Here is an 18,160-nt window from a genome sequence, read left to right as displayed (position 1 = left end):
CCGTGGAGCTTTACTGTAACCTGATATTGAATTCCGGTGCAGCCTGTACAGGATAGGTAGGAGCCTTGGATTCCGGAGCGCTAGCTTCGGATGAGGCGTTGGTGGGATACTACCCTGGCTGTATTGGACTTCTAACCCATGCCCCTTATCGGGGCAGGAGACAGTGTCAGGCGGGCAGTTTGACTGGGGCGGTCGCCTCCTAAAGAGTAACGGAGGCGCCCAAAGGTTCCCTCAGAATGGTTGGACATCATTCGTAGAGTGCAAAGGCATAAGGGAGCTTGACTGCGAGACCTACAAGTCGAGCAGGGTCGAAAGACGGGCTTAGTGATCCGGTGGTTCCGCATGGAAGGGCCATCGCTCAACGGATAAAAGCTACCCCGGGGATAACAGGCTTATCTCCCCCAAGAGTCCACATCGACGGGGAGGTTTGGCACCTCGATGTCGGCTCATCGCATCCTGGGGCTGTAGTCGGTCCCAAGGGTTGGGCTGTTCGCCCATTAAAGCGGTACGCGAGCTGGGTTCAGAACGTCGTGAGACAGTTCGGTCCCTATCCGTCGCGGGCGCAGGAAATTTGAGAGGAGCTGTCCTTAGTACGAGAGGACCGGGATGGACATACCTCTGGTGTACCAGTTGTCTTGCCAAAGGCATCGCTGGGTAGCTATGTATGGACGGGATAAATGCTGAAAGCATCTAAGCATGAAGCCCCCCTCGAGATGAGATTTCCCATTACGCAAGTAAGTAAGATCCCTCAAAGAAGATGAGGTTGATAGGTCTGGGGTGGAAGCACGGCGACGTGTGGAGCTGACGGATACTAATCGATCGAGGACTTAACCAATTTTGAAAAGGGCTTGATTACCCTGATTCGTGTAGCACAATGTCTGTTTTATTCAGTTTTGAGCGAACAAGCTCAAAGAGTCTGGTGACGATTGCGAAGAGGTCACACCCGTTCCCATCCCGAACACGGAAGTTAAGCTCTTCAGCGCCGATGGTAGTTGGGGGTTTCCCCCTGCGAGAGTAGGACGTCGCCGGTCTCATTGAAAGGTCATTACCTTATAGGTAGTGGCTTTTTTTGTGTTTATTTTTAATGTTAACTTTTTGGAGAGTTTATGGGTATGTGGTCGAAAAAAGGAATAGTTCTTTATTGTCGGAAATCTGCATTTGGAATTAATCTCATTGGTTATATAATTGGTTAAGGATGAGATATGTGATTAATTAGCAATGGGATATGATCGTTGCCAGTGTTATGTGATCGGTTAGCGATGGGATATGATCGTTGCCAGTGTTATGTGATTGGTTAGCGATGGGATATGATCGTTGCCAGTGTTATATGATCGGTTAGCAATGGGATATGATCGTTGCCATGATTATATGATTGGTTAGCAATGGGATATGATCGTTACCAGTGTTATGTGATTGGTTAGCAATGGGTTATGATCGTTACCAGTGTTATGTGATCGGCTAGCAATGGATATGATCGTTACCAGGATTATCTGATCGGTCCGAGGCACCTACTCTCAACCAATAACTTAATACAATTCACCTCTATAAATATTCTATATCCCTTTATAGTTATCCTATGGCATTCTTTAGAATAGGGTATATTGAAGTAGAGGGGGTTGCAAATGACAATTATTAAAAATGTAGTGGTTCGTTTTTTTAATGAACGCTTTTTTGATCAGGCAGCACAGACTGCATACTATCTTTTATTGTCCATGTTTCCATTTTTTCTTTTCATCCTTTCCTTACTCAGTTTGTTTCCCGTTGATGAAGAGATGCTTTTGACATTTCTCAGGCCTTTCACGCCTGATGAAGCGTTTACTGTAATAGAGGAAAATGTTCGTGCGGTTCTCAATAAAGGGCATGGGAAGGTGCTATATGCAAGCCTTGTAGCAGCGTTCTGGATTACTTCCATGGCTGTACAGTCGCTTGCGCGTTCACTTGACCTGGCGAATGGCTATGTACGTCGCTATGCATATTGGAAAGTACTGATACGTGATCTTGGAGTAACGCTTCTTTTTATGTTAGTCATTCCGTTATCATTGTTTCTTCCAATTATTGAAAAGGCTTTATATAGAGTTGTGACTTATTACGATACGATTGAGGAATGGCAAGGTTGGTTTTATATTTGGCCGAATGTTAAATGGGGTTTGGGAACGTTGTTTCTGTTTCTATTCTTCTTATTGTTTTATAAAGTGGTGCCAACAGGTAAGATGAAGTTTAAAGAAGCACTTCCGGGAGCACTCTTTTCTGCTATTGGTTGGCAGTTATTTTCACTTGTGTTCGGGAGCTATGTTTCGAACGTTGACTATACTCGCTTATATGGACAATTGTCGGGTATTATCCTACTTGTTATTTGGTTTTATTTGACGGCGGTTATTATTTTGCTGTCAGGTTTGTTAAATGCGGAATGGCGGAGGTCATCCGGTAGAAAGAGGAGGCGCGTAACATGATGAAGATATTGGTGGTAGACGATGATCCTAATATTTTGGAGCTTGTGAGCATTCAGCTGACACAGGCCGGGTATACAGTTATGAAAGCATCGGATGGTTTTGAGGCGCTGGAGTTATTGGAAAAGGACTTACCTGATTTGGCAGTCGTGGACGTGATGATGCCAAGAATGGACGGCTATAAGTTGACGAAGAAGCTTAGGGCAGAGGCGGATATACCGGTTTTATTGCTGACGGCTAAAGGGGAGCTAGAAGATAAGGAAAAAGGGTTCCTTGCGGGTTCCGATGATTATGTTGTAAAACCGTTCGAGCCGAGAGAATTGTTATTTCGGATAAATGCAATTTTGCGCAGATACGATAAAGCAGTTGATGTGTTCATTCAAGCTGGACCGATGAAAATAAATCGGCAGAGCTATGAAGTCTCTGTTGGCAAGAAAGTGCTTCTTCTGCCGTTAAAGGAGTTTGAATTACTTTCGGTTTTGGCATCACGGTCAAATCATGTATTTACAAGGGAAATACTAATTGAACGGGTATGGGGTTATGACTATGAGGGCGATGAACAGACGTTAAACGTTCATATCAAGCGAATTCGAGACAAATTGGTGAAGCTGACAGGGGAAGTGACCATCTTAACAGTGCGAGGTGTTGGGTATAAGCTTGAAGTGTCACCATCATGAGATCGCTGTACGGAAAATTTATCGCGATGACAACCGTTATCATGATAGCAAGTGCGCTGATTGCATTTCTAGCGGTCAATACATATTACCATCAACAGCTGAAAGGGCAAAACGACGAGAAGAATATGAGCATTGCGAAAAGCATTGCGTCATTCATTGAATCGGATAAGGAATTAGATCTGGTAAATTACCTTGAAACGCAGTCTGCGGTCGGGTATAAGCTCTACGTTGTCAATGAAAACCAAGAAGCCACGATGTATGGGGAAGTATTTCGGGTAGAAAATCTTTCAAACAACGTTGTAGAACAGGTATTGAATGGTGACGTGTATCACGGGATGAGAGATCTCCCAGGCGAAACGTTCGTAACCGGATTTTTCTCGAATGAATTAGCAAACACCGTGGGGGTGCCCTTTGAATATAGTGGGGAAACATACGCCCTTTTTCTACGCCCAGACATTAAGATGCTCTTTACGGAAGTGCACTATATCCTTGGTGGGATGGTGCTGATCATGGCAATTATCAGTTTGCTGGCGATGCTGATTGTGGCTAAAATGTTGATTGATCCCATTACAGAGTTAACTGCCGCGACGAAAAAAGTTGGCGAAGAACAGTTCTCTGGAACGCTCGATATTAATCGAAAAGATGAAATTGGGCAACTGGCGAAAAGCTTTCAGCTGATGACGAGGAAACTTAGTGAAAATGATCGGATACGCAAAGAATTCATAAGCGATGTGTCGCATGATTTCCAGTCACCGTTGCTTAATATAAAAGGATATGCAGAGCTGTTGTTGGACGATAAACTCACGGAAGATTCACGGAAAAGTTATGCTAACGTTATCCAATCCGAAACGGAACGATTGTCTTCATTGACGAAACAGTTGCTGCTTCTCACATCACTCGATCAGTTATCATCCCCACTCGAAAAGAAGACCTTTGACTTGGACATGCAGTTGAAGGAGACGGTCCGCAAGTTTAGATGGTTGCTTGAAGAGAAAGAAATGACGTTAGAAATGGATCTTGAAGAAGTTCGTTTCACCGGAGACCCTGCATTTCTTGAGAAAGTTTGGGAAAACCTGCTATCGAATGCACTAAAGTATACAGAGATTGGCGGTGCAATTGAAGTCGTGTTAACCGAACAGCCGGATCATGTTACAGTTCTTATCCAAGACAATGGAATTGGCATTGATGAAGAGGGACTTGAGCGCATTTTTGACCGTTTTTACCGAGCAGATGACTCGAGAACACAGGAAACAGGCGGAACAGGACTTGGCTTATCGATCGTCATGCAGGTTGTTAAACTGCATGGTGGAACAATTAACGCTGTTAGTCGTAAAGGGCAGGGTACGACTTTTACTGTGGTGTTTCCGAAGTTGTAATGTCCTGTTCATCTTGCGTTCATATAGGATGTTTAAGATAAGGGTATAACATTAACATTACAGGAGGAATTTAATATGGAAGCAAAATGGAGTCTACGATTGATTCGTATAGCAGCAATTTTTGGTTTGATCGGTACAGTATTAGGTTCACATATGGCCGGAGCAGGATCACCTGCATTCCGTCCAATTCACGCGCACATTCTATTAGTTGGTTGGTTGTCTCTATTTGCTTGGGGCGTCTTCTATCGAATTTACAAAGTCCGAGCAAAAAAACTGATTGCGATTCATGGATGGACTGGGATTATCGGAGCAATCGGTCTGACGTCAGGTATGTGGCTACAATTCATGCGACCGTTTGGGGTGAATGAAACACTGTCACTTATTCTGTACATCGTTGGTGGAACAATTTTACTCATTAGCTTTGCATTGTTTGTTATTATTACATTTTTAACTGAAAAAGAAAGTAAACGATAAGCGATTACAGTATGATAGATTAATTCAACACAAAAAGTCACTTCCTTGATTTGAAAAGGAGGTGACTTTTTTGTGTGAAATTAAAACTCAATATTTATTTTCCCATTTACGAGCGTTAAGCTCGCATCAAACTTCTTATCAGAATTGGAGACGAAACCTTTTATAACATTCGTTTTCCCTTTCGTACAGAGAAGTTTAACTTGAGTAGGCGTGAGCTTTTTTTTCAAAAAGACAGCAGGAAAAGTCTGCTTGCAGCCACTTGCATAGGCGCTACAGCCGTAGAATTCTTTGCGTGCAATAATCATACCTTCTTTACAAGCAGGGCATGGAGCGACTTCGACTTGTTGATAGGAAGTCCGTTGAGGCATCTTGCTCACTACATTGGCAGCTAGTTTTGCATCAATGGGCTTGGCGTTTAATTGGCCCGGTACTTCTTCCAATAAGCTGTTGATGAACTTCGCAATGCTGCCGAGAAAACGTTCCTGTGTTCCTTCACCGTTGCCGATTTTTCGCAAATACGCTTCCCATTTAGCAGTCATGGACGGGCTTGCGAGAAGATTCCCTTCGATTGCTTGGCAGAGAATGCGCCCTTTATCCGTAATGGAAACGATGTTTTTTGTTACGTCGATATAAGCATGCCGTTTGATCGTTTCGATGATTCCACTTCGGGTAGCTTCTGTACCGAGTCCTTCAATTTCTTTTAAAATATCGGTCTCTTTTTTATCCTCGACAAGTTTTCCGCATGTTTTCATCATCGCGATAAGTTGGCCTTCTGTATACGGTTTCGGCGGCATCGTTTTGCCTTCTTTAATGCCGATATCACTTTCCACAGGTTCGTGCATCACAAGTGGCGGTAGCGTTGGCTCGTCCTTGTCTTTGTCATTTTCTTTCGCCGAACGGATGAACAATGCTTTCCAGCCCTTATCGCGTTCCGTCTTCCCGATTGTGAAGAATGGGAGCTTGTTGACTTCTGTCGTCACTTTCGTTTCAGTGTACAGATAATCAGTATGGAACATAGCGAGTGTGGTGCGGACAACTTCTTCATATAAGTTACGCTCGATGGTCGAGAGCCCAGCAAGTACCCCTTGTGAAGGAATTTTCTTCGTTGGAATGATTGCATAATGCTCCTGTACTTTTGAACTGTCGACATAGCGCTTTTTCGGAGCGAGTGATGCGACAGGGAAAGTATGACCGATAAGCTGCTGATACTCGGTTACTTGTCCAGCGAGATAGGTGAATTCACTTGGTGTGATATACCTGGAATCCGTCCTTGGATACGTCACGAGCTTCTTTTCATAGAGCCCTTGCATTGTCTTCAATACATTCGCAGGACTTATTTTCCATAGGCGGTTTGCCGTTGCCTGTAGTGTAGACAGTGCATGTAGCTGTGGAGGCGGCGTCCGTTTATCGACCGTTTCTACCGAAGTAACTACACCAGGTGATTTCGGATGGATATTATGTTTTGCGAGAAGGTCCCGGATAATTTCTCTTTTCGAATCCTTTGCTTTGACCTTACCTTTATATGTCCCGTTTGCGGCAGTAAACGTCGCTTCGATTTCATAAAATGGTTCAGAAACGAATGCTTCAATTTCTATTTGCCGCTGATAAATAAGGTAAACAGTCGGCGATTGCACACGTCCGATTGAAAACACATCTCGAATGCCGCGTGCTTGCAACAGAAGGGAATAGAGCCGAGAACCATTCATCCCGACAAGCCAGTCACTAATTTGTCGGGCTTTCGCCTCCTCATACATCAGAAGATCTTTGCGATTGTCTTGTAAATTCGCGAATCCTTTGCGCACTTCATCGACTTCCAGCGAATTAATCCAAAGCCGCTTTATCGTTTGGTTTTTGGCGCCTGTTTGATAATAAATACTATAGAAGATATTCGATCCTTCACGGTCCACATCACAAGCATTAATGACAGTATCAGTAGCTTTAATCAGCTTTTTTACAATGGCGAACTGCTTGGTTTTATCCTTTGCGACCTGAAACTCATAGCGTTCCGGCAATATTGGCAAACTGGCAAGCGACCACTTGGCCCATTTCGGATCGTACTCTTTAGGTTCTTTTAGTTCGACAAGATGGCCGATTCCCCATGTAATATATGCACCTTCAGAAAAAATAGGGGAGGGCAATAACTCTAAATAGCCTTCATGTCGCCGTACAGAAAAAGCGTCTGCGTATGCCTTCGCTTGGCTTGGCTTTTCGGCTAAAATTACTGGTTTCATGACAAGACCTCTTTCACTGATAAGGAAAAAACGTTAGTTCTCCTATTATCTCATAGATTGAGAAGGTTTTCTAATCAATAGTTAGGGTGAAAATTAGTGCTAAGCTATGTGGAAGTTTATTTGGTTTTCAAGTAGAAAAGACAATACTCAACAAATAGTTGAGAAGTGACAAGTAGAATTAATATTGTTGATACCGTATTGTCATTCTTGGTGATTATCAAGCTTTTGATAAGGATAGTATCATTAAGATACATGAGGAGGGCTTTCAAGCAGGCTATTTTGATGAATCATTAAGGGACCACCTAGCTAACGCTGCAATTAATTACTATGCAAATAAATCAGCTGAAGATTTAAAGTTAGAATTAACTAGAGATGTAAGTCTTGCTTCAATGTCCTTAATTTTATTAGCAAATGAAGCTGGTTTTGAAACAATCACTATGTCAGGTTATGATTCTAAACAATTAAAGGCGACTTTAAATATATCTGAAAGGTATTTAGACGTTTTGCTTATAGCGATTGGTAAAGGAACTACAGCCGGTCATAAAACAGTAAGACATGATGTGAACAAGGTACTTTATAAAGACAAGATACTGTAATTATTTTCTTCAGCAATATGATATATAAAGAGTTGTAATTCTTTTTAAATTCCTTCATCATAAATCGGCAATTCAATCGTTATGATAAATCTATTCTTATTTATAGAAGCTTTTATTTCACCTTGCATTAAATGAACTAGATTCTTTGATATACTCAACCCAATCCCTAGATGTCCTTTAGGGTTTCCATTTCTATATTCACCAGAATAATATCTATCAAATAGTTTAGATAACTCTTCCGGTTGCAAGTGATGTCCATCATTTGCAACCGAAATGTAAATCGTTTGATGATTATTCCAGCCTTTCATTTCAAATGTATTCATTGCATACCTGGTAGCGTTATTGACTAAATTACTAACCACCCTTTGCATATGGTCCTGATCCACTTTAATTCGACAATCATTCTCTATTTCATTGATCAAAACACAAGGTATTCCCTGTAAGGCTACATCCACCCCACACGTTTCGTATAAATCTTCTAGAAGGTCCTTTGCATAGAGCACTTCACCCTTTGTAGGTAGCTGATCTCCCTCGGATTCATTGAATACCTTTAATTGACCAATCAAAGTATCCAGTTCTTTCACTTTTTTATCAATCACTTTTAGGTATTTTTGAAAGTCTTCTTCGTCAACAGCCATCCCATCTCCTAACCCCTCAACATAACCACTGATAGAGGCTAAGGGTGTCTTTAAATCATGGGTAATGTTTGTGATAAACTGTCTACGTTTTTGTTCAAAGACCATTTGTTCCGCCTTGTTTTTCTTTAAACTCAATCGCATTTTTTCAAAATGAGTAGCAAATCTACCAATCTCATCATTTCGATCATAATTAATGGGGAAATCGAGGTTTCCTGAAAGAATTTCGTTCGATACTTGTGTTAATTCCTCTAAAGGCTTAACCACTCTTATTTTTATAAAACGGGTTAGCACCATTGTTACAAGAATATAAGGAATAGCAAAAAAGAGGCTTATAGAAATAATGAAAAGTAATTGTTCTCTTGACGAACTAAATCCCACCAGTAATAGGCCCATAAGCAAAGGCGAAATTATGAGCAGGATGAGAATAGATTTTAATGTCGATATTAATCCTCGTTTCATAGTAAATCACCGTTAAACCGATAACCTACACTACGAACAGTGACGATGCAATTTGCCAACGCGAGTTTATCTCTAATTTTTTGAATATGGATAACCACAGTGTTTAAGTCCCCGTATTCATCAAATCCCCATACTTGATCATACAGATGCTGTTTTGAAAAAACTTGATTTGGATGGGACAACAGGAATGAAAGGATATCAAACTCTTTTGCGGTAAATTGAATTTCAACTCCGGATTTTTTGACTACTCTGGATATCCTATTTACTTGTATATCGCAAAATTTTAAGACTGACTTTTCATCAGTTTGTAAGTTTGTAAATGTCGTTGCTCTTCTTAGTTGGGCTTTTACCCTTGCTACAAGTTCCTTTATAGAAAACGGCTTCACCACGTAATCATCCGCACCTAATCCTAACCCTAAGATACGATCTAGTTCTGTTTCCTTTGCACTGATAATAATGACAGGCAGTGTAGACTGTAGCCGAATATTCCTCAAAATTTCTAGCCCATCAATTCCTGGCAACATTAAATCTAGCAAAATAATATCAGGCTGCACTTTATTGAAAATGGTTAACGCTTCATTCCCTGAATTGCAGATGATAACTTCAAAGTTATCCTTCTTGAGATAATCCCTAATTATATCTGCTAGTTCAGTCTCATCCTCAATTATTAAGACTTTCTTATTCAACGTCAGGCCTCCTCTGGTGTAGATTTTACTGCTTGATTTAAACTAAAATGTCATTTTACGTATACAGGACTAGTGGGATCAAGGCGCTTAGATTGTTAAATGTATGAAAAATAATTGGAACAAGCAAGTTGTATTTAGAAACGACGTACAATGTGCCAAGTATAAGGCTAATTGTTAAATAAGGCACGATGTTTGTGAGGTCAGAGAAACTGTGCATATGCAGTAATCCAAACAAAATGCTTGATAGCAACACACAACCCCATACGGGTATACGACTTGATAATCTGTAGATCAGCAAATGCCGGTATACAAATTCTTCTACTATCGGCCCCATAATACCAAGAATAGCGAGAATGAGAATTGGAGGAAATGCCCTTGCGATCTGATAAACATTTTGATCATTGGTTGCATCACCGATAGGTAACAAGTAGTAAGCCAAAACAGAAAATAAGATGAAAATGAAGTAGAAGCCAATCAGTAACAATAAGCTACAAGAAATGGATTTCTTCAGAAGTTGCCAACTATCAGCCAGATGCTGGCGAAATAAAAAGATTCCTGCGATAAAAAGCACGGTATATAACATGAGTGTCATGGCTGACCTTACTTCGACCGTATACAGATGCTGGAAGAAACGAATTGCAAAAATAAGACAATAAGTAAGTGCAAAAATAATTATTTTTCTGATAGGTACATTTCTGGTTTCGGTCATCCTCTTTCACCTGGTTTACTTATAATAAAAGTTTCGTTTTTGCGTAACCTGATATTCACCATAAAAATTCCTCCCTCTTTTTATTAATCGTACAAGAGGAAGTTAATGTGTTCGTAATGACTAGATAGTAATTTTATAAAGCTTTGATAAAGTTTTGATAAAGTCATTAATATTCCTTTATTCTTTTTTTACCATTAATCAATGCGGTGAAGTAATCATTTAATTAGTGGAGGATACAAGCTACAAATGATTGATTAAATCGTGATTAGTCTGTATGTTTTAATTGTATGGGAAATTAGGAGGATTAGTGATGGATAAAAGAAACCAAGCTTTAATTATCATAGATGTGCAAAAAGCTTTTGATGATAAAAAATGGGGAGAACGAAATAATCTTCATGCCGAAGAAAATATTAGTGAGATCCTGACATTATGGAGGGAAAAAGGGTGGAAAGTAATCCATATTCAACATATGTCAGATAATCCAGATTCCGTATTTCATCCTAAGAATGCTGGATTTGCAATTAAAAAATTGGTTGAACCTACTGCTGAAGAAGTAGTGATCACAAAGAAAGTAAATAGCGGTTTTATTGGTACAAATTTAGAAGAATATCTAAAACAAAATGATATCTCAACGGTTGTAATCGCAGGATTGACCACGCCTCATTGTGTTTCTACGACTACAAGAATGAGCGGTAATTTAGGATTCAATACATACCTTATTTCAGATGCAACAGCAGCCTTTGGTATGACGGATCAAAATGGTACATATTACGATGCAGAAGTGATACACAATGTTTCTATTGCAACTTTGCATGAGGAGTTCGCGAAAATAATTACAACAGAACAACTAGTAAATGAACTTTCATAGTACTCTTATTGAACCACCGGATTGTTTATAGCCAAATGAGAAGGTGTAACAGGGCAGTAATAATTGAATAAAGGGAAGAAAAACGCCTTAATTTAAGGCGTTTTTCTTCCCTTTATTTGTGTCAGTGTTAAATATTAACGGAGTCAGTAATAAATTCACCCAAAATGATTGATCTTCTAATCCTCGTTATTGTTAGACTATTTACTTGGAAAAGTCTATCGTAAATATGGTCTACAGTTCTTATCAAGTAAGGGATTCAACAAATGTTATTCAAGTATAGAGGTTGCTTGACTCATATCATCCACATAATGGGATGACCGGTTTCATGACCACACCTCTTTTCTTTTTACGATGAAACGTTAGTTCTGATAGTTGTATTATCGCCCAAATGGGGGAGGTTATCTAATGTATGACGGCACCATATTTTATTTATTCATGGGTTACTCAATTCAATGTAATATAGGGATTTTATCGATCTTATAGAATATAGAAATGAAGATCGGTGTAACAATCAGTACTTTTTAAAGCAATGAGATGTACAGAGAGAAAAATGAAAAGTATATTGTTGATGTATATGTCTAAATTCACTTCTCTGAACGACGAGGACCAACTATAGCTGAAATATAAACATTGAGGAATTTAACAAGGGAACCATTGAACCATTCATCTTGGATAAGGAGAGGTCCCCACCAGTAGTGGGTGCACTCCAAAACGATTAATCCAATAGACCAAATGAGTTCAAACGCTTCCAAGCGCTATGCCATGTTTGCTGGATGCTGATCCATTTTCAATAATGATAAGTGATATACCTTAAGTAAGAGCAGCTTTCCTTAGATTTGTTGAGTCCTTTTTAACTACCTATTTTTGTTCTAGCTTTATTGTAATCGGTGGTTTAAGATGATTAATCGACTTAAGTTAAGACCATTTTTTACAATCAAAAGATTGAAGTTGTTAATTAAACAACCACGCTTACATCGATTAGAAAAAGTGATGTTTTCATTCCGAACAAGTTGGCGGGGGATTTGTTAGCAATAATTACTCAATGCCGGAAAGTGATTTTTAGTATTCCAATTCGAAGGAGGTCGTACTTTAATAGTTATGTTAGAATTATTTTACGAGTTAAATAATGGTAAACCAATTCAGCTTGGAGGGAACTTATGAAAATCATCATTTTTGGAGCTTCTGGAAAAACAGGGAAGTTGCTTGTTGAGCAAGCGCTTTCTGACAACCATAGGGTCACAGCATTCGTAAGAAACCCAAGTAACTTAAACATTTCCAATCCGAACCTTGTGATTGTACAGGGGGATGCAACAGATGCATCTGATGTAAAAAAAGCTATTCTTGGGCATGATGCAGTTATTTCAACACTTGGAACGAACACTGGATTACGAAAAACGACAATACTTCATGAAATGACGCAAAACATCGCTCAAGGTATGAAGGAACAGCAAGTGTCGCGGATCGCTTACATGGCTTCGGCAGGAATCGACAAGGAAATACCAGGTGTTATCGGGAAAATTACGATAAAATTGCTTGGAAATGTGCTAGACGATCATCATAATGCAGTGGCTGTGTTAAAAGATAATAATTTACAATGGACGATTGCAAGACCCCTAGGACTCAACGACAAACCGTTTACAGGGACATATCGTAAAGAAGCGATTGGGGTTCCTAAAGGCGGCCGTGCAATTTCTCGTGCGGATGTCGCCGACTTCTTATACCAGGCCATTGTCAATGAAGAATTTATCCATCAGTCTGTTGCTTTGAGCGACTAGTCAACAAGAAATGCTAGATAAAAGCACAAGAATAGTAGAAGGCCGAGTTCTAACACATTTAGAGATGTGTTAGAACTCGGCCTTTGAGTGGTCCATCTACTATTGATGTATCGTATTCATTAAAAGTAGCGTTTTTATTGTATATGTGGGTGATTCAAGGTTTCCTAAAGGGAGATACCGAACCGCGATATTTGCGAGTAGCGATGATATCAACCGCCCCGCATGACACAGGCAATTAAGTAGTGAGGTGAATCGGAAGTTATTGGTGAGGTACTTGATAATGTGAGTGCTGCTGAAGTCAATAGATTAAAAGAGATGCTACCTTTCAGTATTTTACCGCCACAGGCCCACACAAGCTTTTTCTCGGAAAATAAAGATCATTAGATTCCAAAGAATTAGAGGTAAGTATAAAGAAGATAAAAGTAATGGTACAAGATCAAATTGGTATGACGGTTTATATGACTGGTCCTGCAGGAATTGATATTGACACCCTAAGCTTGTTTTCTAGAGCTGATCTTGTATTAATTTTATCAACGGTCGGAATTATTTTGGTTTTATTGATTGTCATTTATCTTTCGCCGTTACTTGCTTTGATTCCTTTACTACATACACGGTATTTATTTGTATGGCGGCTAACTATAATCAGGATATTCTAAAATGAAATGGCGAAGCTGAATAGCAAGAACCCATTATTAGGTGCTTCACATTAATTAAAGTCTCAATTGTATAGTGGGAAAACGCACATAAATCCTGGTTGTTAATCGGGTTATGTGCATTTTTATATTTACGTGCATGGCGATACCATCAATTAATTCAAAGAGCCGCTCAACTTCCAGATCAAGATTGAGATTTTTTTAGTAAATCCATCGTATACAAATAACTAATGAGCTTTTGCCTACCTTCTAATATTCCATCATCAAGTATATTTAATTTAGATGTACGATGTTTCACATGTGCTTTAAAAGCAAACCAAACTGACATTTCTGCAAGTAATTCTGTATTGTCGGATACACACTCAAGTAATACAATGATGACTCATTCCCTTTTACATATGTGAACGAAGTTCTTCCAAGACCGCGTAACTCGCACTTTTCATTGGTGCGGACTTTTTATGGTCGACAATCTTTAAAAAAAGTCGAACGCGTATATGGTCTATTTACCTTGCATAACAAGAGATTCAATAGCCTTTATTAAAATTTAAATATTGCTTGACCCTTATCACCCACATAATAGGATGAAGGGTTTCATGACTGCATATCTTTCGTTCCGTAATAGAAACGCTTGTTCTGTGAATATCGCATATAATGGAGAGGTTTCCAAATTCATAGTTGGTGTGAAGGCGGCTGTTAATGTCAAACAAACCTTGAGAACTCGGTGACATTGTAACACTGAAGAAAACAAGAGTATGATTCAGTTAAGACAATTGTTTGTTGTGAATTAGTAATTGCTAGAAGAAGTCCTTTAAAAGTTTTGACTTTACTGGTTTATGAAATCCATACAACGTACACACGACGTACACAGGAGTCCTCTATACTAGGTCTAGAAAGTACTAGCGGAGGTGTAGGGTACGTGAAAATATACTAGAATCATGTCCATAGTTAAAGGGTGACGTGGATAGATGTGGAGAGTGCAGCTATGAAAAGAAAGATATTGTTAGTCGAAGATGATACGCTGATGCGTGAGTTTATAACGGATTATTTCAAAAAGGAGCAATGGGAAGTATACGAAGCGGAGAACGGAATGCTCGCACTGGAGATTTTTGAACAAAATTCCATTGACCTGATTGTTTTGGATATTATGATGCCAGAGCTGGATGGATTTTCGGTATGCAAGCGCATTCGCAAGAAGTCAGACGTACCGATTATCATGATCACAGCTAGGGTGGAAGACGATGATCAATTGATGGGTTTCGAGCTCGGTGCCGATGAATATGTGACGAAGCCTTTCAGTCCTAGGGTATTAGTGGCTCGTGCTAACGCATTGATGAAAAGAACGGAAGGAACGATTGGTCGTGAAGGAGATATACATACCTTTGGCGATCTAGTAGTAAACAGAATGGCTCATACTATTTCCGTGGCGGGAAATATGATTTCTTTGTCACCAAAGGAATATGATTTGCTTCTCTTTCTTATCAAGCACTACGGTAAAGTTTTATCCCGTGATTATATTCTGGACGCTGTATGGGGATACGATTATTTAGGGGATTTGCGGACAGTAGATACCCACGTCAAAAAATTAAGAGCCAAGCTTGGGGCGGAAGGTCGATATATAGGTACGGTCATCCGCGTAGGTTATAAATTTGAGTTGGAAGCATGAGAAGGCAGGGGGTGGTCCTTAAACTTTTCGTGGTAACATCTATTTTGATTATGATTGTTTTTTCAATTGTGATGATTGCAGAAGGTTTGTTTTTCGAGCGGTTTTATCGAATGTCCAAGATCCATGCACTAGAGCAGAATATGAGCCATTTCGAGGATCAATACGAACAGGTTGGATCCAGTAATCAGCAGGTTTCACGGCTACTCGGTGCATTTATGAATGATAATGATACCAGTACTTCCATCTTAAATCATCGGTTTGAACGGATTAGCATAAATCCTTATTTTCTGGAGTTGCAAACAGATAGACAGGCCATTACCATTCGTGTGCCCGCGGATGGCATGGAACTAGGTGCTATTCCGAATGGGATTCAGATCGGTGATACAACAGTGATAGACGGTATTTTCATGGATGAGGATGATACTGTCATGCAACTTGTTGCCATACAGCAGAAAAACGAAGATCTCGTAAATGGGTTAACACGAGTGAAGGGTAAAATAACGGATTTGATGCTACCCGAACAACGCTCGTATAACCCTCTATATCAAGATACCCTGATCGATGAAGCCCTCCAGGACTGGATGCCGAAGCTGGAACAATATGAATCTCGTTTGCAGGACGGTTCGCTTGTTCAGGCGGAATGGATAGATAATTGGAGCGGTGTCCAATACGCTATTCTGATTAAATCGCTAGCACATAGTGAAAATACAGAACGTTATTTATTCGTCATGACTTCTCTACAACCAGTTGGGGAAGCAGTCGAGATACTCAAGAAGTATTTTGTATATTTGACGCCGGTAATTATTATGCTCACCATTATTCTATCTTTGATTTACTCGAGAATTGTATCCCGTCCGTTAGTTACGCTAAACCGTGCTGCCGCGCGACTCGCCAAGTTAGATTTTACCATGGAGCCTGAAATTCATTCGAAGGATGAATTCGGGGAGCTGTCGCGCAATCTGAATGCGTTGTCTCAGAATTTAGATACGACCTTAAAGGAACTTACTAATATGAATGTGAAATTACAAGTGGAGATGGAAGAAAAGCGGCGATCCGAGCAACTTCGTAAAGAGCTAATCGCGAACATATCGCATGAATTGAAAACCCCTTTAGGCATTGTAAAAGGTTTCGCAGAAGGGTTGCAGGATGGAGTAGCGAGCGACAAAAAAGACCGTTACCTGAATCATATTGTGAATGAAACAGATCGGATGAATGCTTTAATAATGGATATGTTGGAGCTTTCCAAATTCGAAGTCAAGGCCATCCATTTAACGTTTAGAAGCGTATCCATGACAAAACTTGTTCAAAATGTAGTGGATTCGTTTTCTCATCAATTAGAGGAAAAGCATCTTCAATGCAAGTTGAACAAAGTAGAAGAACTATTCGTAAAGGCAGATTTTAGACGGACCGAACAGGTCGTTTCAAATTTAATGAGCAATGCCATTCGACATGCTGTGGAGAACAGTGTCATTTCCATTAGCATCGAGCGGGCATATTCCGGAAAGGTAGTCACGGTAATCGAGAACGCTGGACCGCCCATTGCGGAGGATGATTTGAACCGGGTGTGGGATCAATTCTACCGGATTGAGCGTTCTCGGGATCGTAAATCTGGAGGGACCGGTCTGGGACTCGCGATTGTCAAACATATCCTGGAGCTTCATGATAGCGAGTTTGGTGTAGCGAATACAAATCAAGGCGTCGCTTTTTCTTTTACCTTATATGAAAGCAGAGGAGAACCCCATGAATAACAAAAAATACAGCTATATCATTTCAGCTCTGTGCATGCTTCTTTTAACTAGTGGTTGTGCTATGAAATCTGAGTCTGAAGCACCGGACGCGCAGCCATCTGAAACAAATCAAGACAATACCACCAAAATAGAGGACGCTTTAGCGGATTCCGGGAATGAAATATTAATTATAATAGATCAGGCCCCAAAACCGATAGAGGGAAATAGTTTCGATTTCGTAGTGAAACAGGTTCCGGAAGGATTCGCGCTAGCCGAAATACAGTGGATTTCTAAGGATAATCTGATTGTAAATTCGGTTCAAGATGCCATTGAACACGGAGCTAATGGGGAAGATGGATTTTACATTAGTGGTGACGGACAATTCTCGGGTTTCATATATCCGGATACGATGAAGGGTGAGGAAGGTCAGGTTGTATTTCTATTCAAAGATTCCGAAGGCAATGAGTTAACTTGGAAAAAGAAATTAACGTTGAGTCCGTCAGCAAACTCTCAGGAGGGGGGTAAGAATGAAAATGTCGTTGAGATTCCGCAAGATACGTTAGAGCAATATATGCAGGCTATTGCTAATCAGGACGCTGCAAAGTTGGTCGAGTTATACGGCGGTAGTTACCAAGGACTCATTAACTTATTTCCCGAAACAGACACTAATGACAAGTTGAAATTAATTGATCAGTATCTGAAGTTACTGCCAAGGATTTCACTTAATGAAATTCTTGAACAGACCGTAGTAAGCAAGGACAAATATATATTCGTGATTACGTTAAAGTTGGAAGACGGAACCTTATTCCATACGAGGGAGTTTGACACGATCACCGAAAAGTTTACTTACACAGTTAAACGAGTCGATGGCAAGCTGAAAATGATGGAACTTCCTCCATACCAGGCTTAGTTTGATGGTAGTCACGATGAGTTGAAACTTTTGTTAACATCATTGAAAGCAATGATGTTAACAAAAGTAAATACTAAGGTATATCGTGCATAACTTTTCATTCGATATTGATTAAAGGCTATATAAAACCGACTGATGGACTTAATAAATTGAGATTCTGATTTGAATTTTGGGTAGTGTAATAACCTGAGATGGGAGAGCGTCACGCTGACGGTTTGAAGGTCGACGTTTCGCACCGGGTATGCACCATAAAATGAAATGCGGTTTGAAC

13 protein-coding genes, 2 rRNA genes and 1 pseudogene (1 of these 16 cut by a window edge) are annotated in these 18,160 nt (G+C 40.0%); 12 read left to right on the top strand and 4 right to left on the bottom strand.

Features of this window, described 5'->3' with window-relative positions:
• From AZE41_RS21475 to AZE41_RS21450, 6 genes are all read left to right on the top strand, one after another.
• Positions 1–835: ribosomal RNA gene (locus AZE41_RS21475) — 23S ribosomal RNA — on the top strand (it extends 2,097 nt beyond the left edge of the window).
• An 80-nt stretch (positions 836–915) separates the two neighbouring features.
• Positions 916–1,031, top strand: a 5S ribosomal RNA gene (rrf, locus tag AZE41_RS21470).
• Between the two features lie 591 nt (positions 1,032–1,622).
• On the top strand, positions 1,623–2,450 hold the full coding sequence (locus AZE41_RS21465; protein ID WP_067213711.1) for a YihY/virulence factor BrkB family protein: 828 nt from the start codon (positions 1,623–1,625) through the stop codon (positions 2,448–2,450).
• Positions 2,450–3,124 (top strand): response regulator transcription factor, encoded by a 675-nt coding sequence (locus AZE41_RS21460; protein ID WP_067214109.1) that lies wholly within the window; start codon positions 2,450–2,452, stop codon positions 3,122–3,124. The genes AZE41_RS21465 and AZE41_RS21460 overlap by 1 nt, the downstream gene beginning before the upstream one ends.
• Positions 3,121–4,500: a HAMP domain-containing sensor histidine kinase gene (locus AZE41_RS21455; protein WP_067213710.1), complete on the top strand. Its 1,380-nt coding sequence runs from the start codon at positions 3,121–3,123 to the stop codon at positions 4,498–4,500. Before AZE41_RS21460 ends, AZE41_RS21455 begins: the two co-directional genes overlap by 4 nt.
• 75 nt (positions 4,501–4,575) lie before the next feature.
• On the top strand, positions 4,576–4,974 hold the full coding sequence (locus AZE41_RS21450) for a hypothetical protein (RefSeq protein ID WP_067213709.1): 399 nt from the start codon (positions 4,576–4,578) through the stop codon (positions 4,972–4,974).
• Positions 4,975–5,054: 80 nt separating this feature from the next.
• Here the strand turns inward: AZE41_RS21450 and AZE41_RS21445 are convergent, their stop codons facing one another.
• The 4 genes from AZE41_RS21445 to AZE41_RS21425 form a co-directional block, all read right to left on the bottom strand.
• On the bottom strand, positions 5,055–7,205 hold the full coding sequence (locus tag AZE41_RS21445; RefSeq protein ID WP_067213708.1) for a type IA DNA topoisomerase: 2,151 nt from the start codon (positions 7,203–7,205) through the stop codon (positions 5,055–5,057).
• A gap of 640 nt (positions 7,206–7,845) precedes the next feature.
• Entirely contained in the window at positions 7,846–8,898 is a 1,053-nt protein-coding gene (locus AZE41_RS21435; protein WP_067213707.1) for a HAMP domain-containing sensor histidine kinase, read from the bottom strand.
• Positions 8,895–9,584: a response regulator transcription factor gene (locus AZE41_RS21430; protein ID WP_067213706.1), complete on the bottom strand. Its 690-nt coding sequence runs from the start codon at positions 9,582–9,584 to the stop codon at positions 8,895–8,897. Before AZE41_RS21430 ends, AZE41_RS21435 begins: the two co-directional genes overlap by 4 nt.
• A 55-nt stretch (positions 9,585–9,639) precedes the next feature.
• Complete coding sequence (locus AZE41_RS21425; RefSeq protein ID WP_067213705.1) at positions 9,640–10,293, bottom strand: CPBP family intramembrane glutamic endopeptidase; 654 nt, start codon at positions 10,291–10,293, stop codon at positions 9,640–9,642.
• Between the two features lie 310 nt (positions 10,294–10,603).
• Between AZE41_RS21425 and AZE41_RS21420 the strand changes: the two genes are divergently transcribed.
• The 6 genes and pseudogenes from AZE41_RS21420 to AZE41_RS23120 all read left to right on the top strand — a co-directional run bounded on the left by AZE41_RS21420 (position 10,604) and on the right by AZE41_RS23120 (position 17,889).
• Positions 10,604–11,161: a cysteine hydrolase family protein gene (locus tag AZE41_RS21420; RefSeq protein WP_067213704.1), complete on the top strand. Its 558-nt coding sequence runs from the start codon at positions 10,604–10,606 to the stop codon at positions 11,159–11,161.
• 1,157 nt (positions 11,162–12,318) lie between these two features.
• Positions 12,319–12,936, top strand: a complete 618-nt coding sequence (locus AZE41_RS21415) for an NAD(P)-dependent oxidoreductase (RefSeq protein ID WP_067213703.1) — start codon at positions 12,319–12,321, stop codon at positions 12,934–12,936.
• A 398-nt stretch (positions 12,937–13,334) separates the two neighbouring features.
• Positions 13,335–13,592 (top strand): annotated as a pseudogene (locus AZE41_RS21410) (MMPL family transporter); the annotation flags it as partial.
• 979 nt (positions 13,593–14,571) lie between these two features.
• Positions 14,572–15,252 (top strand): response regulator transcription factor, encoded by a 681-nt coding sequence (locus AZE41_RS21405; protein WP_067213701.1) that lies wholly within the window; start codon positions 14,572–14,574, stop codon positions 15,250–15,252.
• 11 nt (positions 15,253–15,263) lie between these two features.
• On the top strand, positions 15,264–17,000 hold the full coding sequence (locus AZE41_RS21400; protein WP_231885742.1) for a sensor histidine kinase: 1,737 nt from the start codon (positions 15,264–15,266) through the stop codon (positions 16,998–17,000).
• Positions 16,993–17,889, top strand: coding sequence for a hypothetical protein (locus AZE41_RS23120; RefSeq protein WP_197485346.1), 897 nt, complete (start codon positions 16,993–16,995; stop codon positions 17,887–17,889). The genes AZE41_RS21400 and AZE41_RS23120 overlap by 8 nt, the downstream gene beginning before the upstream one ends.
• The last annotated feature ends 271 nt before the right edge of the window (positions 17,890–18,160 follow it).

The sequence above is a fragment of the Sporosarcina psychrophila genome (genome assembly GCF_001590685.1).
Taxonomy (GTDB): Bacteria; Bacillota; Bacilli; order Bacillales_A; family Planococcaceae; genus Sporosarcina; species Sporosarcina psychrophila.
Note: the sequence above shows the minus strand (reverse complement) of the source record. Positions and strands in the feature narration are given on the sequence as shown.

Coding starts and splice junctions, on each gene's coding strand:
- AZE41_RS21465 (WP_067213711.1), top strand. CDS start 1,623: ATGACAATTATTAAAAATGTAGTGGTTCGTTTTTTTAATGAACGCTTT.
- AZE41_RS21420 (WP_067213704.1), top strand. CDS start 10,604: ATGGATAAAAGAAACCAAGCTTTAATTATCATAGATGTGCAAAAAGCT.
- AZE41_RS21460 (WP_067214109.1), top strand. CDS start 2,450: ATGAAGATATTGGTGGTAGACGATGATCCTAATATTTTGGAGCTTGTG.
- AZE41_RS21455 (WP_067213710.1), top strand. CDS start 3,121: ATGAGATCGCTGTACGGAAAATTTATCGCGATGACAACCGTTATCATG.
- AZE41_RS21425 (WP_067213705.1), bottom strand. CDS start 10,293: ATGACCGAAACCAGAAATGTACCTATCAGAAAAATAATTATTTTTGCA.
- AZE41_RS21415 (WP_067213703.1), top strand. CDS start 12,319: ATGAAAATCATCATTTTTGGAGCTTCTGGAAAAACAGGGAAGTTGCTT.
- AZE41_RS21450 (WP_067213709.1), top strand. CDS start 4,576: ATGGAAGCAAAATGGAGTCTACGATTGATTCGTATAGCAGCAATTTTT.
- AZE41_RS21405 (WP_067213701.1), top strand. CDS start 14,572: ATGAAAAGAAAGATATTGTTAGTCGAAGATGATACGCTGATGCGTGAG.
- AZE41_RS21435 (WP_067213707.1), bottom strand. CDS start 8,898: ATGAAACGAGGATTAATATCGACATTAAAATCTATTCTCATCCTGCTC.
- AZE41_RS21445 (WP_067213708.1), bottom strand. CDS start 7,205: ATGAAACCAGTAATTTTAGCCGAAAAGCCAAGCCAAGCGAAGGCATAC.
- AZE41_RS23120 (WP_197485346.1), top strand. CDS start 16,993: ATGAATAACAAAAAATACAGCTATATCATTTCAGCTCTGTGCATGCTT.